A 15,408-nucleotide genomic window follows, 5' to 3' on the forward strand; every position below is an offset into this window, starting at 1 on the left:
CTGCCTCGCTTCCGATGCTCGGGCCTGGTGGCTCTGTGCCTCGGGTCGGGTTCCGGATGAACATGGTTACCAACAGCGAGAGTGACCTGCCCTCGCCGCCATCAGGTGGCTCCAGCTTGCCGTAACCGGTCCAACGCGTCGTTGACCAGGCGGCCGAGGTTTCCCAGTTCGTACGCCATCCGGCGACGTTCGTCGTCTTCCCAAGCCCTGATGGCCGCCCCGAGGTCACCCGACCTATCGGCAATAACAACGACCTCTTGGCCGTTGACCCGCTTCGTGGCCGCATCGCCCAGGATGACCCAGCCGTGCACGGTCACGACCTCCGAGCGGCCAGGATCAGGTCAACGACCTTTTCCGGGTGTTCCCGCCCGACGGTTTGGAGGTCAGGGCCGTTGCGGATGGACACCAGGTAGCAGCCCGAGCGCGATCCCACGGTCACCGTGACGTCGCGCCCGCCCTGGGGACCGGTTACCGCAAGCTCTGGTGGGTGCAGGTTCATCCACGACCGGGAGTCAGGCCGGTTGGGCCGGCTCGGGGGGTACAGGTGATCACCGTAGAGCCCGAGACTGATCGTGGTGTGGCGGTGGGCACGGATGCCCCGCTCCGCGAGAAGCCGTTGCACAGCGCATAGTGCCTGGTCATGGCTTGCCGCTGTGCTCTCGTCGATTGTCTCTTCGAGCGCGCTGTGAAAATGGGCACGCAGACGACGCGCGGTTTCCTCGTCGCCTGCGTCCCGGTGTTGCGGATCGCTCTCGTCCCCGACTGCCATGCAGAGGACCGTAAGCGCAGCTCACAGGGGCAAGGGGCCCAGAATGGGCCCCTCCTACACGGGTACCCCTACGGACTCGGCGAGCGCCATCGCGTCAGTCTTGAGAGGGCCGCGCGTACTGGTGGCCAACTCGGCGACCAGCGACCGCGCCGAGGGGGTGAAGCGAACCGTCTCGGGAGAGGAGTCGCGCGCCCGGTTCATGAAGTGCAGCGCACCCGCTTTGTCGTCACGCTGGTCGTACGCACGGGCGAACTCCACGAGCACCCGCGCGCGGCGCTCGACCGAGGGCACCTGATTGAGGTCGATGGACTCGGCACGCTGGAGGGCGACGCCGGGTGTGCGGAGATCGACCCCGACAGAGACAGCATGGATGTCGGTATTGCCCTGACTGAAGACCGTCCACGCGTGGGTGTAGCCCCTGGGGAGTTGCCCGGCTACCGCGTTGGCCTCGTCCCAGTGACGCCAGGCATCCCCGTCCCTGCCCTCTCTGGCGTGCGTGATCGCGGCGTGCAGGTTGAGCGCTCCGTACATGCCCCGCATGTCGTTGGAACCGTCTTCCAGGCGAGGCCGCAGCACGTCAACCGCTTCGTTCACCGCCCTGAGCGCTTCGTCGGCGTAACCGGTCTCCCGCAGGCCGTTGGCGTAGGACCAGGCCGCACCGGCGAGCGACAGCGGGTCGTCGGCGTCTTGGGATGCCTGCCGAGCCCGGTCGGCAATGGTCCAATACAGTTCCGGCTCGCACCCGTAGGCCATCGCCTGTTGGGTCAGCCGGTAGATGTCGGCCAGCACCGCAGAGGCCTGACGACGCTCCGGACCGTCCAGAGACCGAGTGAGCCGATGCCCATCGGTGAGCAGGTCGGGAAGCAGCGCGCCGACCTCCGTACGCTGGAAGCGCGAGGCGTGCCACAGCCGCCAGGCTTCGGCGACACGTCCTCTGAGTACATCGACGGACGGAAGGTCCTCGTCGGTTTCGGAGGCCCACAGTCGCCCACGAACAGCGTCGCGAACCTCGGTAACGAAGGGAACCGTCATCCGGCCGACGTTGTTGATTGGCACGGGCGAACCACCACCGGTCAGCAAGGAAAGATCATTGATACCGAGCGCAGCCGCCACGCGGGAGAGCAGTTCGTAGCTTCTCAGCTCCCGCTCGCCATGCTCGATCTTCTTCAACCAGGACGGCCCGCGTCCCACGAGCCCGGCGAGAACCGGCCGGGACATGCCCCGCCGTTCGCGAAGAAGTTGGATGCGCTCGCCAGCGGTCAGGTCAGAGGGAATGTTCTCGGACACAGCCACCACCAGACGTAGAAGGCCAGCTCTCCTCTCAAGGTACGCCTCTCGCCTGAAGCGACGACAGGTCAAGCGGATTGCCCGTCTCTTCGTTCACGCGCGACCGTGCGAGCACTGGCGATGGGTTGCCGAGCCACCTCGGCTCAGAAGGTTCACCGTTGCGTAGGCCGCTTCCGGCATAGCACCATTCGGCCGGGGTGATGGTGATCTCTTTTGGTGGAGAAGTGATCCCGGCAGCCCGATGTGTGAGCGCGGGCGCCATGGATCGCACCGATCCCTGGAACCCGCAAATTGTCCCGGCTCATCGAGAACGCAGGCGCAACCGAGGTCAGGCTGTCCTCCGATGAACGAGCCGACCTCGACGCATTGGCCGCCCGAGTTGGTGTGGCCGGTGAACGTTACTCCGAGGCACACATGAAGCTCATCGGGCACTGACCATCACCTGCGCGGCGGGATGGTCGGCGGCAGCACTCCGCGCCGCTGTACGGCGCGGCACGCCCGTCCGCGCCGGGCGGACATCGGGACCGGGCATGCGGCCTGGAGGCTGGTCCCGTCCCGCGCCCGCCCGGCGCGGACGGCCGGACCCCGCCGCCCGCCGCACCGCCCAGCCTCCGCACCGAACGCACCCGCCGACCACCCCCGCGCAGCCGCCCGGATCGCCCCACGGCCTCCTTCGCGCTTTCCCCCGCAAAGACGTGGGTCATACCAGTCAGCTCGAATACTCGCCGCGGAGCACCCCGCCCAAGGCCACTCCGACCACCGGCCCCAACCGCTACGCGGACCCTACGGGTTCCTTCGGATTGGCGCCGGCCGCTCCGCTCCGTAGTGACTTTGGAAGGCCCTGCAGACTCGTGGAAATGACCTTGTTCTCTGTTGCCACTCTGAAAGCTGAAAGGGGCGATCCGCCCATACGGATCGCCCCATGGTGATCTAGCGCTCTTCTGAGGATCAGTCAGCGGTTAGGAGACCACTCGCAACGGCACACGACGCCAAGCCTGGTTCTCCAGCCGCATCTCAGCTTCTAGATTGCGGGCCAGTTCCGCCAAGGAGTCTCCACACCTCACGTTGGACAGGCCGTGTTCGAGCCCGTAGGACGAGAGGTCAGCACGCCGTACGGCATACCAGCCTCCTCCCACCGCCTCCGAGAACTTCCAGGTCCGCCCGTGGAGCTTCACCAGCTCCCCCAGGGTCATGACTGCTCATCCGACCGGGCGGCGATGATCAGATCAACGACTTGCTCCGGATGCTCGCTTCTCACCGTCTGAAGAGCGGGACCGCCACGGACGCTGACCATGTAAGAGCCCGAGCGCTGCCCTATCGTCACCGTGGCATCGCGCCACCCTTGCGGGCCGATCACTGCCAGTTCGGGTGGGTGTCGCTCCACCGACGATTGCACCGGAGGGTCGGGCCACTGTCTCCCGGTGACGGACAGTTCCAGGACGATCGTGCTGTGCCGGTGGGCGCGAACTCCCCGCTCTTGCAGGAGTCGCTGCACGACAGCGAGAGCCCTCTCCTGATTCTCGGCACGCTCTTCTGTGACGTGAGGCGGATCGCCCCTAGAGTGATCCATAGATCGCACCTCCAGTGTGCGGTCAAGGACCCGCCGCAGTGTTCGACCACTTCGGCGGGTCCGCTAAGTACGCACATAGCGCGATCTCTCCCTCTACCAGCGGGAATGTGCGCTCAAGCCGTGCGGCTGTTGTGCGCTATCTACGGGACTGACCGGTTGCGCCCCGTGCCTTTTTCCTTACTGAGCGAGCACAACTATTTAGGCGCCTACTCAGGCTTGCCGAACGGCGCGGACCTTCCCATGTCCTCGTACGGCCTCAGCGCTGAACTCCCACTGAACTTCAGGCTGTCCCGCGATCGCCCCTGGTGTAAGAATCGAGACATGGCGGAACTCAACGGGGCACCAGTGACCTCGGAAGCTTTGCAAGCGCTGGCCCTCATCAACTACGGCCACTTCACGTCTATGCGTGTTCAGGATCAGCAGGTAAGGGGCTTTTCTCACCATATAGACCGTCTCGCGAACGACTGTCAACTCTTGTTCAACACGAGCTTGGACAGGGAGCGAGTACGCGAATTCGTTCGACATGCTGTCAAGGGAGAGCGCGGGGCATCCGTGGTTCGAGTGACCATTTTTGATCCCGCTCTTGAGCTTGGCCACCCCACGTCTTCGGCAGAGCCGAGCGTACTCATCACCACACGACCGGCTATGCCATTGCCCCCTTCCCCGATTCGCGTGCAAACGGTCAGCTATCGACGTGACCTGCCAGAGGTGAAGCACGTTGGGTTGCTGGGATCGATATGGCATCGACGGCAAGTTCAGATGCATGAATACGACGACGCACTTTTTATCGACAATGCCTCTTTCGTCTCCGAGGGGGCGACATGGAACATCGGTTTCTTCGACGGGGAGCGAGTCATCTGGCCAAACGCCGAAGTGCTCCCAGGGGTAACGATGAGGCTACTGAACCAGGTTCACGACAATACGATAACCGCACCAGTGAATATCCGTGACGTCCCCGTCATGCAGGCTGCGTTCGCCACAAACACAACAATAGGCGTACGAGCAATCAGCGCCATCGACAGAATAACGCTGGCCGACGACCACCCCATTTTCGAGACACTCCGAAAAGAGTACGAGGAAATCCCGCCGGAACAACTGTAAGGGAGGCAAGAGTGATTCCGATAGTTCAAATATGGTCCGGCATAGAGATACGAGCCCTCCGAGAGGCGAAGCGGATGAGCATCCGCGCGTTCGCCGCACACCTCGGAGTGAGTGAGCGCATGGTGTCGAAGTGGGAGGCAGGGGGCGAGGGCATCCACCCCCGCCCGGTCAACCAAGCCGCTCTCGATTCATCGCTGTCCGCTTCGAGCTCCGACGTCCAGGCAAGGTTTTCCAGCCTCATCACTACCCCCGGCATGCAAACATCCGGCGAGGCTACAGACGTGATGTCTCCCGGCTCAGAGACTCCTCTGCCTATCGGTCAGCACCAGGTGCGTCACCCCATTGACGGCAAGCTGATGACACTTATCGACGCCGGAGTCCATCTCCATGGTCCCACCGATGAACCGGTCTATCTGCCGGCGTTTTACAGCGACGTGTTTCCCACGACCAACGCTGATTATGCGCGCTTCGTAGCCGCTACCGAGCACAGAAGACCCCAGCATTGGGGAGGCGCTGGTGGGCCGTCCGACGAGATCTTTGACCATCCGGTCGTGTTCGTCACATGGAGTGACGCATCCGCCTATGCTGAGTGGACGGCCAAAGCACTGCCGACTGGTGAGCAGTGGGAAAAAGTCGCGCGAGGCGTCCGGGGGGATGTCTACCCATGGGGGAACCAGCTCACCCCCGCGAAATGCAACGTCCGCGAAGCGGGGATCAACAAGACCACACCGGTGAGCCGTTATCACAGCGGCGCCAGCCCGTACGGCGTTTATGACATGTGCGGCAATGTCTGGGAATGGCTGTCCACCGGTTCCGGCCAGGACCGGTACGAGCTCAAGGGCAGCGCCTTCACAAGCCCGTTCGTCAGAGCCACCCCGTCAACATTCAATGATGCGTCGATCGACATGATGGATGATGACACCGGTTTCCGGTGTGTCACACCCGCCGAAACAATGCGCGCTCTCCTTAAGATGGCCACATAATCTCCGCCCTCAGTGCCCAGAACCTCCGGTGGGGTCTCCGCTCCGGGATGATCGACAGCGCGCGAGGGCAGGCGGTGGAGTGGTTGAGGCCCGCTTGATCATCCCGCCTGCGTCGTCCCAGGCAGAGCTCAGCAGTCCGGTACCTCCGGCTCAAACCCGTCCGTAACCGGTTGGCATCCGGTTGCCGGAGGAACGCCTATGAGTTGACGTACGGCCGTGCCGGTCTCCACCGGAACCGGCGGCGGGCGGGACGAACCGGGTGGGGGTCGCGGTCGTAGGGTGGAGTCCAAGGGCTTGAAGATCCGGAGGTTTGACATGGAGTACGTGCGCCTGGGGTCCACCGGGATGAAGGTTTCGAGGGTCTGCCTTGGCATGATGAGTTACGGCGATCCCGCCAAGTGGGGCGAGTGGGTGCTGGACGAGGCCGCCTCCGAGCCGATCGTGCGACGGGCCGCCGACGCGGGGGTGACGTTCTTCGACACCGCCGACGTCTACTCCTTCGGCACCAGCGAAGAGGTCACCGGCCGCCTGCTCGCCAAGATCTTCCCCAGCAGGGACGACTACGTGCTGGCCACCAAGGTGTTCATGCCGATGGGCAAGGGCGTCAACTCCGGCGGCCTGTCGCGCAAGCACATCCACTCGGCGATCGACGCCTCGCTGCGCCGCCTGGGCACCGACTACGTGGATCTCTACCAGATCCACCGCTGGGACCCCGACACGCCGATCGAGGAGACCATGGAGGCCCTGCACGACGTCGTACGCTCCGGCAAGGCCCGCTACATCGGCGCCTCCAGCATGTACGCCTGGCAGTTCGCCAAGGCCCAGCACACCGCCGAAGCCCACGGCTGGACCAGGTTCGTGTCGATGCAGAACCACTACAACCTGCTCTACCGGGAGGAGGAGCGGGAGATGAACCCGCTCTGCCTCGACCAGGGCGTCGGCCTGATCCCGTGGAGCCCGCTGGCCCGGGGCCTGCTGGCCCGCGCCGGATCCGAGGAGAAGACCGTCCGGGCGGGCAGCGACTCCCGCATCGACTCCCTCTACGACGACGCCGACAACGACCGCCTGATCCTCGACCGGGTCGCCCAGGTGGCCAGGGAACGCGAGGTCGCCCCCGCGCGGGTGGCGCTGTCGTGGCTGCTCCACCAGCCCGGCCTGTCGGCCCCGATCGTGGGCGCGACCAAGGATCGGCACGTGGACGACGCGGTCGCCGCGGTGGAGTTGTCCCTCACCGAGAAGGAGCTCGCCTTCCTCGCCGAGCCGTACCGCCCCAGGGTCGTCAAGCACTGAGCCTTACGGTCCCGGCTCGTCGAACACCGAGGCTTACCGGTCTCGGCTCGTCGAACACCGAGCCCTACCGGTCCCGGGGCGTCGAGCACCGAGCCTTACCGCCCTCAAGCGCTGAGTCCTGGCGCTTCCGGGCGTCAGGCACCGGCGTCCCCGGGCCGGTGAGTCTTCCGGCACGGCACCGCCGCCATCGGGCCGGGCCCCGGGTGATCAGGAGCCGGCGGGCAGCTCGAACTGGACGCAGGTCATGCCGCGCATGTCCAGCCACGCCCGTCCCGGCGCCCGTACGAGCCGGAAGACGACCTCCTCGCACCCGGGGCAGCGGGCCACCAGGCCCGGGGCGTGGGTGTAGAGGAGCACCTCGGCCAGCACGAGGGTCCGCTCGCAAGCGGTGCACTGGCCGGTGGCGGCGGTCAGGTCGACGGCGAACACGTCGCGCAGGGCTCCGCCCGCCGCGTTCCCGTCGAGGTGGTCCTGGCTCATCGAATACCTCCAGCGTGCGACCGGCGGTGCGGGAGACCCCGCCCGCCGGAGGAGTTCACGGTCGTCCTCCGCTGGGGCCGAAGCGTTCCGTGCGGATCAGGCGGGGGTCGTGGCCGGCGGAGACGAGCAGGCCCGCGACGGTCTCGACGAAGCCGGTGGGCCCGCACACGAAGACGGCGGGTTCCCGTTCGGGGGGCCAGACGGCCTCGGCGAGCAGGGGGGCGCCGACCCGCGCGGGCGGGCGCTCCCAGCCGTCGGGCACCTCGCGCGTGTAGGCGTAGGTGACGTCCAGGCCGGAGCCGTCGGCGCTCCGGCGGTCCAGCTCGGCGCGGTAGAGGGCCGAGCGCGGCCCGCGCGTGGAGTACAGGAGCCGGAACGGCGTGCCGGTCCCGGCCGAGGCGCGGGCGCGGACCATCGCCATGAGCGGGACGACCCCCGAGCCGCCCGCGACCAGCTGCACCGGCTCGGGCGTCTCGGGCCGCCAGACGAACCAGCCGCCGATCGGGCCGCGTACCTCCAGCGGGTCTCCCGGTGAGAGGACCCGCGCGAGGTAGGGGGAGACCTCGCCGTCGGGCAGCAGCTCGACGGTGAGCTCCACGCGGTCCCCGTCGGCGGCCGAGGCGATGGAGTACGAGCGCTGGGTGGAGTAGCCGTCGGGGGCGGTGAGCCGTACGTCGACGTGCTGGCCGGCCAGGTGGCCCGGCCAGCCGGGGACGTCCAGGGTGATCGTGCGTGCTCCGGGGGTCTCGTCGCGCACGGCGGTGACCGTGGCGACCCTCCAGGTCAGTCGCCCCAGTACCGTTGCTCGCGCCATGGGTCCCCGTAGTTGTGGTAGCCGACGCCCTCCCAGAAGCCCGGCCGGTCCTCGTCGAGGAGCCGGAGGCCGCGCACCCACTTGGCGCTCTTCCAGAGGTAGAGGTGGGGCACGAGCAGCCGGGCTGGCCCGCCGTGCTCGGGGGTGATGGGCTCGCCCTCGTAGCGGACGGCGATCCAGGCCCGGCCGTCGAGGAGGTCCTCCAGCGGGAGGTTGGTGGTGTAGCCGCCGTAGGAGGCCGCCAGCGCGTACTCGGCGGACGTCTCCACGCCGTCGAGGAGGGTGTCCAGCGACACGCCTTCCCAGGTGGTGCCGAGCTTGGACCACTTGGTGACGCAGTGCAGGTCGACCGTGAACCGCTCCACGGGCAGGGCGTTGAGCTCCGCCCAGCTCCAGCGGACGGTCTCGCCGGTCTCGGTGGTGACGCCGAGGCTCCAGTCGTCGGTGGAGACCAGGGGCGTGGGCCCGGCCGACAGGACGGGGAAGTCCTCCGTGAGGTACTGCCCCGGCGGCAGATCCGGGTTGCCGGCGCGGCGGCGGCCGAAGAACCCGGGCGAGACGATACCGATGACGCCCACCTCCCACTGTCCGGCAGGTCATGACAGCCGCGACACGTCCCTCGAACCGATCACGAGCCGACGAGTCGACAAAGCCGACGAGCCGACGAGTCACGACAACTAGGTAAATCTCACCACACCCGGCCGCGCCACACGTCACCGGGCGGGCCTCGGTGAGTCGCGCCGGGGGCCGCGGACGTGGCCCCTGCGCACGTACGCGGCGGAAACGACTCCCGTGGGCTCAGGTGCCCGAGGCGGCGATCACCTCGGAGACCAGGCGCGGGGAGGTGACCAGGCGGCTGTACTCGGGCTGGCGCAGCTCGCCGCCCATGAAGGGGTGAGGGTTGCGGTGCACGGCGGGGCTGGGCTCGTCGACCAGGGCGGCGAAGTGGATCTCGGAGGCGCCGGTCGCCTCGACCACGCGGTGCACGTTGCGGGGCGTGATGCCGCCGCCGGGCATGACGATCAGGTCGTCGCCCGCCCGTTCGACCAGGGAGGCGATCAGCGGCGCGCCCTCCAGGGCGGTGACGTCCTGGCCGGAGGTGAGGACCCGGTCGACGCCCAGGGAGGCGAGGGTGTCCAGGGCGGCGAACGGGTCGGCGGTCATGTCGAAGGCCCGGTGGAAGGTGACCGAGAGGTTCCCGGCCGCGCCGATGAGGCGCTTGGCCACCTCGACGTCCACCTCGCCCGACGGCGTCAGCACCCCGATCACCACGCCCTGCGCGCCCGCGTCCCTGATCGTGGCCACGTCGAGCTCCATGGCCGCGATCTCGTACTCGTCGTAGATGAAGTCGCCGCCCCGGGGGCGGATGATCGCGTGGACCCGGATCGCCGAGACCGCCGCGAGGGTCGCCTCGACGGTGCCGAGGGTCGGGGTGAGGCCCCCCTCGAAGAGCGCCGAGCACAGCTCGACGCGGTGCGCCCCGGCCCGCTCGGCCGCGAGCGCGCCCGCGGTGCTGTCAATGCAGATCTCATATCTAAGACTCATTTTTCCTCCAAAGCATGAATTTCACCGACTGGTCGGCCCCCGCCCAGGACCGGAACGGTCGCGAAGCCCGCCGCGCCCGAGACGTCCCCGCCGGCCGCCCTGAGCGCGGCGAGCGCGATCGCGCTCGTGGCCCGCGGGCTCCCGTCGACGACCTTGACGGCCGCCGCGTGCCCGGTGGCGAGCGCGACGACGAGGACCCCCTCGGCCCCGCCCTTGGCCACCGCCCCGGGCAGCGCCCGCATCAGCGAGGTGTTCACGTGCCCGGTCCCGCCGACGTACTCGGGGTACTCGCGCATCGCGTCGGCGACCATGCGCGGCGGGGTTCCCGGCTCGGCGACGACCAGGGCCCGTACGGCCCGCGCCAGCCCGGTCAGCGAGAGCCCGAACAGCGGGGCGCCGCACCCGTCGACGGCGACGTGGGCCGCCCTCTCCCCCGACAGCTCCTCGGTCACGGCGCGCACCCGCCGCTGCAGGGGGTGCTCGGCGTCCAGGTAGGAGGCGGTCTCCCAGCCGGAGGCGACGGACCCGGCGAGCATCGCGGCGTGCTTGCCCGAGCAGTTCATCCGCTCGCGCGAGGCCGTCAGGCCCGCCCGGATCAGCATGTGCCGGGTGGCCTCGTCCTCGGGCCAGTCCGCGGGGCAGCCGAGGGCCTCGAAGCCGAGCCCGGCCCCGGCGAGGATGTCGGCGACGAGCCGTACGTGGAAGTCCTGGCCGGTGTGGCTGCCCGCGGCGATGGCCAGGCCGGGGCCGCTCAGGCCCGCCCCGGACAGCAGGCAGGCCAGCGCCTGGAACGGCTTGGCCGAGGAGCGCGGCAGCACCGGCGCGCCGACCGCTCCCCTGGCGACGGCGACGGTGCCGTCGGGCGCCAGGGCGACGGCGCTGCCGAAGTGCACGCTCTCCACGAATCCGGAGCGCACCACCTCGGCGAGCGGGACGAGTTCAGGCACGGGCGGGTCTCCTTCTGATCCGGCGGGCCCCGGGGGTGTCGCGGGCGTCGAGGGTACGGGCGAGCTTGGACAGCGACGCGTTGACCACCAGGTAGATCAGCGCGACGATGATGTAGGTCTGGATGAGCAGGCCGTTGAAGGTCGCCAGGACCTTGCCGCTGTAGAGCAGCTCGGCGTAGCTGACCACGAAGCCCAGCGAGGTGTCCTTCAGCAGGCCCACCGACTGGCTCACGATCGAGGGCAGCACCCGCCTGGCCGCCTGCGGCAGCACGATCAGGCGCATGGTCTGGCCCCGGGTGAGCCCGACCGCGAGACCGGCCTCGCCCTGGCCGCGTTCCACGGACAGGACCCCGGCACGGAAGATCTCCGCGAACGCCGCGGCGTTCGAGATCGCGAGCGGCACCACGAGTTTCCAGAACAGCGGCAGGTCGAGCCCGTAGCGGGGCAGCGCGAACAGCACGACGTAGACCAGCAGCAGCGCCGGGACGGTCCGCACGACCTCCACGTACGTGGCGGCGGGCACGCGTACCCACCTGTGCCGCGAGAGCCGGCCGAGGGCGAGGGCGAGCCCGGCCGCCATCGCGAGCGCGGCCGAGACGACGGCGGCGAGCGCGGTGGCCCACAGGCCGTTCAGCAGGTAGCGCCACATCGGCCAGGTGGCGTACGGCGACCAGCGGTCGGCGTCGAGCTGGCCGTTGGCGGCGAACTGGCGGACCGCGAGCGCCAGCAGGAGCAGGACCGCGACCGCCCCCACCGCGGTCGCGATCCTTATCCTGCGCCGGGCACGCGGGCCCGGCTGGTCGAAGAGGAGATTGCTCACCGGAGCACCGCCGTTCCGCCCGAGGCCGGGACACCGGCCGTTCCACCCGCGACCGGGCCCGCGACCGCGACCGGGACCGGGACCGCGCCCGAGGCCGGGACCGGAACCGGGACCGGGAAGGGCGGGGCGCCTCCGTCGAAGGGCGGGACGTTCACCGGACCACCACCAGCCGTCGTTCGAGCCGCCCGGTGACGAACCCGGCGCAGGCGGCGATCAGCGCGTAGGCCAGGCCCGCCCCGACGAAGATCGGGATGGGCTGCGCCTCCGCGAGGTTCACCCGGTTGGCCGCGGCGGTGAGGTCGACCACGCCGACCGCGGCGGCGAGCGAGGTGTTCATCGTCAGCGCGATGAAGATGTTGCCGACCGGCTGGATCACCGTGCGCAGCGCCTGCGGCAGGACCACGTGGCGCAACGACTGGCCGAAGGTGAGCCCGAGCGCGCGGGCCGCCTCGCCCTGCCCGGCGGAGACCGCGTTGACGCCGGAGCGCAGGGCCTCGGCGATGTACGCGGCCTCGTAGAGCGCGATGACGATCATGGCCGTCACCAGCAGGTCGGCCTTGAGCCCGATCTCGGGCAGGCCGAAGACGGCGAGCACCAGCAGCACCAGCAGCGGCAGGTTCTGGAAGGTCTCCACGTAGGCCGTGCCGATCCCGCGCAGGACGCCGACCGGGCTGACCCGCATCGCGGTGATCGCGAGCCCCGCGACCGCGGCGCCGGCGAAGGACGCCGCGGTCAGCTGGAGGGTGACGACCAGTCCCTGCCACAACTCGGGCAGGTGGTCCAGGAGGGCGGACATCAGGACCCCGGCACCGATCCGATCTGCGGCGGGGTGGGAGCCTCACCCTGTACGACCGTGCCGAGGGAGTTCTTCCAGGTCTTCTGCCAGAGGCCGTCGGCCTGGATCTTCTTCAGCCAGTCGTTGACGAACTTCTTGAACTGGTCGTCGCCGTGCTTGAGGCCGATGCCGTACGGGTCCTCGGTGAACGGGCTGCCGACGACCTCGACCGACGGGTCCTTCTGCGCGTTGGCGACCAGGAGCGTCTCGTCCTGGACGTAGGCGTCGCCGCGTTCCTGCTTGAGGGCCTGCATGCACTCGGGGTCGCTGCCGAACGTCACGATCTTGGCCTGCGGGGCGAGCTTCTTGATCGCCGGGATGGCCGGGGTGTTGGCTCCGGCGATCACGGTCTTGCCGTTCAGGTCCTCGGGCCTGGCGATGCCCGTGGTGCCCTTCCTGACCGCGAGGCTCAGCCCCGAGGAGTAGTACGGCCCGGCGAAGGCGACCTGCTCGGCCCGCTCCGGGGTGATCGTGTAGGTCTGGAAGACGACGTCCACGGTGCCGTTGGAGAGCAGCGCCTCGCGGGTCTCCGAGGCCGAGTTGACGATCTTCACCTTGGGCTCGCCGATGATGAACTTGGCGAGCGCCTTGCCCATGTCCGCGTCGAACCCCTCGACCTCGCCGGTCGTCGGGTTCTGCTGCGACAGCAGCGGCGCGTCGAGCGACCCGCCGACGATCAGCTCGCCGCGCTGCTTGATCTTCTCCATCGTGGAGCCGGGCAGGATGTCCGCGGCCGCCGCGACCGGCGCCGAGGCGATCAGGTCGGTCCCCTTGTTCGCCTCGCCCGGTACGGCCGGGCTCGCCGGATCCGTACCGGCACAGGCCGAGAGGCCGAGCATGGACACAGCGGCGACAGCGGCCAGCCGCTTCATGGACACCATCGGGCCCACCATCCTTCTGGAACTTCTGGATCGTTTTCGATCGGTGAGTGAGATCAGTGATCTCAGTGAGATCAGTGATCTCAGTGAGATCAGTGAGATCAGTGAGATCAGTGAGTGAGAACCTTGGCCAGGAAGTCCCTGGCCCTGTCCGTCGCGGGAGCCTCGAAGAAGGCGCCGGGCTCGCCCGTCTCGACGATCCGGCCCTCGTCCATGAAGACCACGCGGTCGGCGGCCCTGCGGGCGAAGCCCATCTCGTGGGTGACGACGACCATGGTCATGCCGTCGGCGGCGAGCCGGACCATTACGTCCAGCACCTCGCCGACCATCTCCGGGTCGAGCGCCGAGGTGGGCTCGTCGAAGAGCATCACCTTGGGCCGCATGGCGAGCGCGCGGGCGATGGCGGCCCGCTGCTGCTGCCCGCCGGACAGCTGGGCGGGCAGCTTCCCCGCCTGCTCGGCGATGCCGACGCGCTCCAGCAGTCTCCGCGCCGACGCCTCGGCCTCGGCGCGGCCGTCGCCGCGGACCTTCATCGGCGCGAGCACGATGTTCTCCAGCACGGTCTTGTGCTGGAACAGGTTGAACGACTGGAACACCATGCCGACGTCGGCCCGGAGCCGGGCGAGCTCGCGGCCCTCCACCGGGGCGGGGACGCCGTCGACGAGGATGTCGCCGGAACCGGCCGTCTCCAGCCGGTTGAGGCAGCGGCACAGCGTGGATTTGCCGGACCCCGAGGGGCCGACCACCACGACGACCTCGCCCCGCGCCACATCAAGGTCGATGTCGCGCAACACGTGGTGGTCGCCGAACCACTTGTTCAACCCTTTGACCTGAATCATTGCCATCTTCCTTCGAAATCGAAGATAAAGCGGAAGGTAACGGATGATTCTCACGCAAGTCAACACGTTGCCGTAGTAAGTACAGACGTGGTATTCCTCTAGTTCATGTCAGGCAAAGAGCGGCTGCCGGTGCGCGGCGCACAGGGCGACCTTCTGCGTCTCGTCGCCACCGGTCACGCCGAGTCGCGCGCCCAGCTGGCCCGCGTCTCCGGCCTGGCGGCGTCGAGCGTCTCCCTGCGCGTCGAGGAGCTGATCGACACCGGGCTCCTCGTCGAGGAGGGCCCGGGGACCTCCAGCGGCGGGCGCCGGCCCCGGAAGCTGCGGGTGAGCCCGGCCGCGGGCCTGCTCGCGGTGGCCGACCTGGGGGCCCACCACGCCCGCCTCGGCCTGCTCGACCTCAGCGGCGTCCCCCTCGTCGTCGAGGAGCGCGCCTGCGACATAGCGCTCGGCCCCGAGGCGACCCTCGACTGGATGGCCTCCGCGTTCGACGACCTGCTGCTCGCCCACGGCCCGGCCGGCGTCCCGCTGCGCGGCGTGGGCACCGGCATCCCCGGCCCCGTCGACCCGGGCAGCGGCCGGGTGGTGTCCCCCTCGCGCATGCCCGGCTGGAACAACTTCCCCGTCGCCGAGTATCTCGGCGCCCACTACGACCTGCCGGTGCTCGTCGAGAACGACGCCAACCTCCTCGCCGTCGGCGAGGCCCGCTCGTGGCCGGGGTTCGACAACCTCATGGTGCTCAAGGCCGGCAGCGGCATAGGGTGCGGCGTGATCGTCGACGGCCGCCTGCACCGGGGCAGGGGCGCGGCCGGCGACATCAGCCACGTCCGGGTCAGGACCGACTCCTCCACCATGTGCTCGTGCGGCCACCCCGACTGCCTGGAGGCCTACGCGAGCGGCGCCGCGCTCATGGACGCCCTGTCCGGGCTCGGCATCGCGACGCGGCGCCCCGCCGACGTCGTCGCGCTGGTCGAGGACGGCGTGCCCGAGGCCACCGCCCTGGTCAGAAACGCGGGCCGCCTCATCGGCGAGGTGCTCACCGTCCTGGTCAACTTCCTCAACCCCGACGCCATCGTCGTCGGCGGCAGCCTCTCCACCGCCGAGCCGCTGATCTCCGCCATCCGCGCCGCCGTTTACGAGCGCTGCCTGCCCCTGGCCACCCGCGACCTGGAGATCGCCGTCACCCGGGGCGGCCCCGACGCCGCCCTCCTCGGCGCGGGCTCCCTCCTGCTGGACGCCGTCCTCAGCTGAGG

The 15,408-nt window shown here is 68.9% G+C and carries 16 protein-coding genes; 4 read left to right on the plus strand and 12 right to left on the minus strand.

Going from position 1 to position 15,408, the window contains the following annotated elements:
* Positions 1-101: 101 nt before the first annotated feature.
* The 3 genes from ABT053_RS01960 to ABT053_RS01970 are packed head-to-tail and all read right to left on the minus strand — an operon-like array spanning position 102 to position 2,056.
* Positions 102-311, minus strand: a complete 210-nt coding sequence (locus ABT053_RS01960; protein ID WP_350966923.1) for a hypothetical protein — start codon at positions 309-311, stop codon at positions 102-104.
* Positions 312-313: 2 nt separating this feature from the next.
* Positions 314-769: a hypothetical protein gene (locus ABT053_RS01965; protein ID WP_350966924.1), complete on the minus strand. Its 456-nt coding sequence runs from the start codon at positions 767-769 to the stop codon at positions 314-316.
* 54 nt (positions 770-823) lie between these two features.
* Entirely contained in the window at positions 824-2,056 is a 1,233-nt protein-coding gene (locus ABT053_RS01970; RefSeq protein ID WP_350966925.1) for a helix-turn-helix domain-containing protein, read from the minus strand.
* A gap of 1,891 nt (positions 2,057-3,947) precedes the next feature.
* Here ABT053_RS01970 and ABT053_RS01975 point away from each other — a divergent pair.
* The 3 genes from ABT053_RS01975 (at position 3,948) to ABT053_RS01985 (ending at position 7,000) form a co-directional block, all read left to right on the plus strand.
* Positions 3,948-4,727 (plus strand): aminotransferase class IV family protein, encoded by a 780-nt coding sequence (locus ABT053_RS01975; RefSeq protein ID WP_350966926.1) that lies wholly within the window; start codon positions 3,948-3,950, stop codon positions 4,725-4,727.
* 74 nt (positions 4,728-4,801) lie between these two features.
* Positions 4,802-5,710, plus strand: coding sequence for an SUMF1/EgtB/PvdO family nonheme iron enzyme (locus tag ABT053_RS01980; protein ID WP_502991696.1), 909 nt, complete (start codon positions 4,802-4,804; stop codon positions 5,708-5,710).
* Positions 5,711-6,025: 315 nt separating this feature from the next.
* Positions 6,026-7,000 carry an aldo/keto reductase gene (locus ABT053_RS01985; protein ID WP_350966928.1) on the plus strand — a complete coding sequence of 325 codons (975 nt, stop codon included), beginning with the start codon at positions 6,026-6,028 and terminating at the stop codon, positions 6,998-7,000.
* A gap of 207 nt (positions 7,001-7,207) precedes the next feature.
* On the opposite strand, the gene ABT053_RS01990 is transcribed toward ABT053_RS01985, so the two are convergent.
* From ABT053_RS01990 to ABT053_RS02030, 9 genes are all read right to left on the minus strand, one after another.
* Positions 7,208-7,480: a DUF6510 family protein gene (locus tag ABT053_RS01990; protein WP_350966929.1), complete on the minus strand. Its 273-nt coding sequence runs from the start codon at positions 7,478-7,480 to the stop codon at positions 7,208-7,210.
* Positions 7,481-7,535: 55 nt separating this feature from the next.
* Positions 7,536-8,294, minus strand: a complete 759-nt coding sequence (locus tag ABT053_RS01995; protein WP_350966930.1) for a ferredoxin reductase — start codon at positions 8,292-8,294, stop codon at positions 7,536-7,538.
* Positions 8,264-8,863, minus strand: a complete 600-nt coding sequence (locus ABT053_RS02000) for a sulfite oxidase-like oxidoreductase (RefSeq protein WP_350967104.1) — start codon at positions 8,861-8,863, stop codon at positions 8,264-8,266. Before ABT053_RS02000 ends, ABT053_RS01995 begins: the two co-directional genes overlap by 31 nt.
* A 229-nt stretch (positions 8,864-9,092) precedes the next feature.
* Positions 9,093-9,839 (minus strand): copper homeostasis protein CutC, encoded by a 747-nt coding sequence (locus ABT053_RS02005; RefSeq protein ID WP_350966931.1) that lies wholly within the window; start codon positions 9,837-9,839, stop codon positions 9,093-9,095.
* Positions 9,836-10,786 carry an asparaginase gene (locus ABT053_RS02010; RefSeq protein ID WP_350966932.1) on the minus strand — a complete coding sequence of 317 codons (951 nt, stop codon included), beginning with the start codon at positions 10,784-10,786 and terminating at the stop codon, positions 9,836-9,838. Before ABT053_RS02010 ends, ABT053_RS02005 begins: the two co-directional genes overlap by 4 nt.
* Positions 10,779-11,606, minus strand: a complete 828-nt coding sequence (locus ABT053_RS02015) for an amino acid ABC transporter permease (protein WP_350966933.1) — start codon at positions 11,604-11,606, stop codon at positions 10,779-10,781. Before ABT053_RS02015 ends, ABT053_RS02010 begins: the two co-directional genes overlap by 8 nt.
* Before the next feature lie 151 nt (positions 11,607-11,757).
* Positions 11,758-12,402 (minus strand): amino acid ABC transporter permease, encoded by a 645-nt coding sequence (locus ABT053_RS02020; RefSeq protein ID WP_350966934.1) that lies wholly within the window; start codon positions 12,400-12,402, stop codon positions 11,758-11,760.
* On the minus strand, positions 12,402-13,322 hold the full coding sequence (locus ABT053_RS02025; RefSeq protein WP_350966935.1) for a glutamate ABC transporter substrate-binding protein: 921 nt from the start codon (positions 13,320-13,322) through the stop codon (positions 12,402-12,404). Before ABT053_RS02025 ends, ABT053_RS02020 begins: the two co-directional genes overlap by 1 nt.
* Before the next feature lie 107 nt (positions 13,323-13,429).
* Complete coding sequence (locus ABT053_RS02030) at positions 13,430-14,158, minus strand: amino acid ABC transporter ATP-binding protein (protein WP_350966936.1); 729 nt, start codon at positions 14,156-14,158, stop codon at positions 13,430-13,432.
* Positions 14,159-14,263: 105 nt separating this feature from the next.
* Between ABT053_RS02030 and ABT053_RS02035 the strand changes: the two genes are divergently transcribed.
* Positions 14,264-15,406 carry an ROK family protein gene (locus ABT053_RS02035; protein WP_350966937.1) on the plus strand — a complete coding sequence of 381 codons (1,143 nt, stop codon included), beginning with the start codon at positions 14,264-14,266 and terminating at the stop codon, positions 15,404-15,406.
* Positions 15,407-15,408: the final 2 nt, after the last annotated feature.

The sequence above is a fragment of the Streptosporangium sp. NPDC002524 genome, from assembly GCF_040295985.1.
In the GTDB taxonomy this organism is placed as follows: domain Bacteria; phylum Actinomycetota; class Actinomycetes; order Streptosporangiales; family Streptosporangiaceae; genus Streptosporangium.

Bases quoted from the DNA above. Each gene is read 5' to 3' on its own strand.
- ABT053_RS02020 (WP_350966934.1), bottom strand. From the start codon at position 12,402: ATGTCCGCCCTCCTGGACCACCTGCCCGAGTTGTGGCAGGGACTGGTC.
- ABT053_RS02035 (WP_350966937.1), top strand. From the start codon at position 14,264: ATGTCAGGCAAAGAGCGGCTGCCGGTGCGCGGCGCACAGGGCGACCTT.
- ABT053_RS01995 (WP_350966930.1), bottom strand. From the start codon at position 8,294: ATGGCGCGAGCAACGGTACTGGGGCGACTGACCTGGAGGGTCGCCACG.
- ABT053_RS02005 (WP_350966931.1), bottom strand. From the start codon at position 9,839: ATGAGTCTTAGATATGAGATCTGCATTGACAGCACCGCGGGCGCGCTC.
- ABT053_RS02030 (WP_350966936.1), bottom strand. From the start codon at position 14,158: ATGATTCAGGTCAAAGGGTTGAACAAGTGGTTCGGCGACCACCACGTG.
- ABT053_RS02025 (WP_350966935.1), bottom strand. From the start codon at position 13,322: ATGGTGTCCATGAAGCGGCTGGCCGCTGTCGCCGCTGTGTCCATGCTC.
- ABT053_RS01985 (WP_350966928.1), top strand. From the start codon at position 6,026: ATGGAGTACGTGCGCCTGGGGTCCACCGGGATGAAGGTTTCGAGGGTC.
- ABT053_RS01975 (WP_350966926.1), top strand. From the start codon at position 3,948: ATGGCGGAACTCAACGGGGCACCAGTGACCTCGGAAGCTTTGCAAGCG.
- ABT053_RS01980 (WP_502991696.1), top strand. From the start codon at position 4,802: ATGAGCATCCGCGCGTTCGCCGCACACCTCGGAGTGAGTGAGCGCATG.
- ABT053_RS01990 (WP_350966929.1), bottom strand. From the start codon at position 7,480: ATGAGCCAGGACCACCTCGACGGGAACGCGGCGGGCGGAGCCCTGCGC.
- ABT053_RS01965 (WP_350966924.1), bottom strand. From the start codon at position 769: ATGGCAGTCGGGGACGAGAGCGATCCGCAACACCGGGACGCAGGCGAC.